6 protein-coding genes are annotated in these 3576 nt (G+C 29.1%); 4 read left to right on the forward strand and 2 right to left on the reverse strand.

The features are described 5' to 3' along the window. Positions 1–131 precede the first annotated feature (131 nt). From V6137_RS20660 to V6137_RS20675, 4 genes are all read left to right on the forward strand, one after another. Entirely contained in the window at positions 132–530 is a 399-nt protein-coding gene (locus V6137_RS20660) for a hypothetical protein (protein ID WP_425449840.1), read from the forward strand. Positions 531–727: 197 nt separating this feature from the next. Further along, positions 728–1453 (forward strand): 16S rRNA (uracil(1498)-N(3))-methyltransferase, encoded by a 726-nt coding sequence (locus tag V6137_RS20665; RefSeq protein WP_425449841.1) that lies wholly within the window; start codon positions 728–730, stop codon positions 1451–1453. A gap of 395 nt (positions 1454–1848) precedes the next feature. Next, entirely contained in the window at positions 1849–2088 is a 240-nt protein-coding gene (locus tag V6137_RS20670) for a hypothetical protein (protein WP_425449842.1), read from the forward strand. 86 nt (positions 2089–2174) lie between these two features. Next, complete coding sequence (locus V6137_RS20675) at positions 2175–2888, forward strand: GntR family transcriptional regulator (RefSeq protein ID WP_425449843.1); 714 nt, start codon at positions 2175–2177, stop codon at positions 2886–2888. A gap of 24 nt (positions 2889–2912) precedes the next feature. On the opposite strand, the gene V6137_RS20680 is transcribed toward V6137_RS20675, so the two are convergent. Together V6137_RS20680 and V6137_RS20685 are read right to left on the reverse strand one after the other, a co-directional pair. Next, the gene (locus V6137_RS20680; protein ID WP_425449844.1) at positions 2913–3122 is read right to left on the reverse strand and encodes a hypothetical protein; all 210 of its coding nucleotides are present in this window, start codon (positions 3120–3122) and stop codon (positions 2913–2915) included. Positions 3123–3178: 56 nt separating this feature from the next. Then, entirely contained in the window at positions 3179–3427 is a 249-nt protein-coding gene (locus V6137_RS20685) for a hypothetical protein (protein ID WP_425449845.1), read from the reverse strand. Between the last annotated feature and the right edge of the window lie 149 nt (positions 3428–3576).

Here is a 3576-nt window from a genome sequence, read left to right on the forward strand (position 1 = left end):
TAAGATAAGTTTTGTATTAAAAGGTTATTTAAGAATATGAATATTGAAGTTATTTTTAGTGAGAATGTTCGGTAGAAAAGAACTTTATTTTCTATCAAATGTTCTAACTATATTATACGAGGAGGGGTAAAATGAAAAAAGCTATTGGTTTATTATGTATTATAGTTTTAACTGGATTATTGTTAGGAGCATGCGGAAAAGAAGACATAAATAGTGTGGATAATTTTCAAGGAAACACTATAGATGATAATCCTAGCCACTACTCAATAACTATAGACAATCTTCAGGGAACTAAAGAGGTAGCTTATGATATTGAAAAATCTAAGAAATTAGAAGTAGATATAAAAGTAGAAGGAGAGCCCTTGGGTGTTAAAATAGAAGACCCAGATGGAAATGATATACTAGATATTACAATAGGAGAAGAATATAGTGGTGTAAATGAAGGGGAATATAAAGAAGGAAAATATAAATTTATATTTACATCTGAAGAGTTAAAACACGGTGAGGTAAAAATAAAGTTTAATGAATAGAACATAGCATTAATGCCTAGTATAGGGTTAAGGTTAAAGTTAAGGGTTAACCTTAACTTAATATAATATGATGGTAAAACCGTAGGGTCTAGGTATGCTTAGACCCTACGGTTTTATGTAGGGACAGGGCATGCCCTGTCCAATGGCTACACCAAAAACTATTGTTTTAAAAGGTAGCGGAGAATTTATTATTCGCAATGAAAAAGGAGAAAAAAATGAACCTAATTATACTACATAAAGAAGATTTTATAGACACTAATAAAGTACAATTAACAGGAAGAAGATTAAAACATGTATTATCGGTACATAGAGCCAAAGTTAATGATAGATTAAAGGTAGGACTATTAAACGGAAAAATGGGAGAGGGACTAATAACTAAATTGGATAAGAAAATCCTAGAGATGGATATAACCCTAAAAGAAGATCCTCCAAAACCATCAAATATAAAACTAATACTTGCCATGCCAAGACCTAAGGTATTAAAAAGAATAATCCAGGATGTAACAACCATGGGAGTTAAAGAAATATACTTAATAAAAACATGGAGGGTCGATAAAAGTTACTTACTTAGTAAGTACTTAGAGGATGAAAATTTACTTAAGTATATGATATTAGGTCTTGAACAGGGAAAGGATACTATACTGCCTAAAATACATATAAAGAAATTGTTTAAACCCTTTGTAGAAGATGAACTATCTAGTATTATAAAGGGGACAAAAGCAATAGTAGGCCATCCAACAGGAGAAAAAGAATGTCCAAGGAACATTAGTAAACCTACAACACTGGCAATAGGACCAGAGGGAGGATTTATACCCTATGAAATAGATATGTTGAAAAATATAGGTTTTGAAGTTGTTAGCTTAGGAGATAGGATACTTAGAGTGGAAACTGCTGTTCCTTATTTGTTAGGAAGACTTAGTTAAGGTTAATGGTGAAGATGAGGTTAAGATTGAGATTGGGGCTAAGACTAAGGTTTGGGGTTAAAGTTAAGGATTAACTTTAAGTCAAGGTTGATATATAAATTAATATATAACTGAGAATAAATATATAATTTTAAAATAATATTCAAATTAAAACATATGTAGGGTCTGAATATATTCAGACCCCAAAAAGACGGTTACACACCGTCTTTTTTTGTTGGTTATTGAAAAATTAATAATTTTTTAGTTCATTAGTTGCTAGAAGATTGGGGATATTTTAGCTTGCTGGTTGTTAGTGGATTTGTAATCCCCCAACTTATTTTCATAAAATTTATGTACATAAATACTCCCCCACGAATATATTTATAGTAAGGAGTAGGGAAAGGGGGTAGAGAGATTTGCTAACAGTAGCTATTATATTATGTATAATTGCAACCCTTAATATAATTATCCTAATAAATGTTACAGGGAATAAAGAGAAAAACATAGAAAACTGTGAAGACATAAATACTAAAATGGAAGATGATAATATTTTATATCAAAGATGTCCAGTATGTGGGGAAATAATAGAAAATGGAAGAGAATGTTCCCGTTGTGGACTACCAGTTGAAGAAATAATTTATTTAGGAAGATCTTAATAATTTATATTAAAACTAATTGTTATCTATTGAATAGATAACAATTAATTTTGTTATTACTAATAAAATATATTTTGGAGGTAAACATGGTTAATAGACGAAAACCTATACCACTGTATCTACAGTTAAAAGAAGAAATTTTAGAAAAAATAAAGAAGGAAAAGTGGACTATAGATAGCCAAATACCTACTGAAAAGGAGCTTATGGAAAGTTATAATGTGGGAAGAGCTACGGTTAGAGAGGCCGTATCAATACTTGTAAATGAAGGATACATATACAAAAAGAAAGGCATAGGAACCTTTGTTGCAAGGAAAAATCCAACCTATGGATTTGAACCCCTTATAAGTTTAACCTATTCATTAAAAGCTAGAGGAATCAGAGCTTATAACAAAGTAGTAGAAAAAGATAAGATACATATTGATCAACTATTACTTGATAAACTAAAGTGGACAAGTACCAAGGAATGTTATTATTTAAAGCGATTGAGATATGTAGAAAATACACCTATAGCCATTGAACATTCATATTTTGATGAAACCTTTAAAAAGATTGATAAGGAATATGATTTAACTACTTCTTTAGCCAAGATAATAATTGAGGATTTAAATGTAAATATAGATAGGGTGGAACAAGTTATAGTACCTAGAAAACCGAAGGATATGGAAAAATTAGAGTTAAATCTAGAAGATGACAAGCTTATATTGGACTTAGAAAGATGGATTTATATAAATAATAACCCTGAACCATTTTATTATTTGAAGTTTGTGATTCCCAGTGATATTTATAATTATCCTTTTTGAAAGATAAAAGGAAAAAATTAAGATTTAAAAAACTAAATTAAGTAACCAATGAAAAAAGAAACCTAAAATACCGCCTATAAATAAAATTATAAATATTTCTATAGTATTTATAACATCATCAGCGTTTTTATAAGAATATATTATTGGTATCAAAGGTAAAGAAGTATCCACAAACTTTCTGAATAAATAGTAGAAGAGAAATGCAAAACTAAGAAAAAAATAGTAACTACTCATTTATTAACCTCCCTAAAATTTTTATAACAAACAAGAATTGCAATATGGTTATAATATTATACTAGCCAGTGTAAAAGCCTAATGAAGTTATGGGATATGCCTAATCCTCCAATTAAAATAGCTGTTATACTCATAAGCATAAATACTAATTTATTCCTTTCAACAGATGTAGGGGTTACACCCATATAGTTGTGACTTTCTGACTTTTCTTTAAACTTTTCAGCTAAAACATCTAAATTTAGAAGCACAAATATACCTGTAGGCAATAATATTAGATCTAAAATTGAAAATATAATAGTTTTCATAATACACCCCTTTCTATTTAACAGGTTTTGTCAAAAGTTTCATCAAAAAACCTTGACAAAACCTTTATTTTTACAAATTTATATATAAAATACTTGCCACCCCCAAAAATAGGGTACAATTTTATTGACAAGATAAAATTAAGACCAAT

Source organism: Dethiothermospora halolimnae (assembly GCF_037577855.1).
Classification (GTDB): domain Bacteria; phylum Bacillota; class Clostridia; order Tissierellales; family VENL01; genus Dethiothermospora; species Dethiothermospora halolimnae.

Coding starts and splice junctions, on each gene's coding strand:
- V6137_RS20680 (WP_425449844.1), bottom strand. CDS start 3,122: ATGAGTAGTTACTATTTTTTTCTTAGTTTTGCATTTCTCTTCTACTAT.
- V6137_RS20665 (WP_425449841.1), top strand. CDS start 728: ATGAAAAAGGAGAAAAAAATGAACCTAATTATACTACATAAAGAAGAT.
- V6137_RS20660 (WP_425449840.1), top strand. CDS start 132: ATGAAAAAAGCTATTGGTTTATTATGTATTATAGTTTTAACTGGATTA.
- V6137_RS20685 (WP_425449845.1), bottom strand. CDS start 3,427: ATGAAAACTATTATATTTTCAATTTTAGATCTAATATTATTGCCTACA.
- V6137_RS20675 (WP_425449843.1), top strand. CDS start 2,175: ATGGTTAATAGACGAAAACCTATACCACTGTATCTACAGTTAAAAGAA.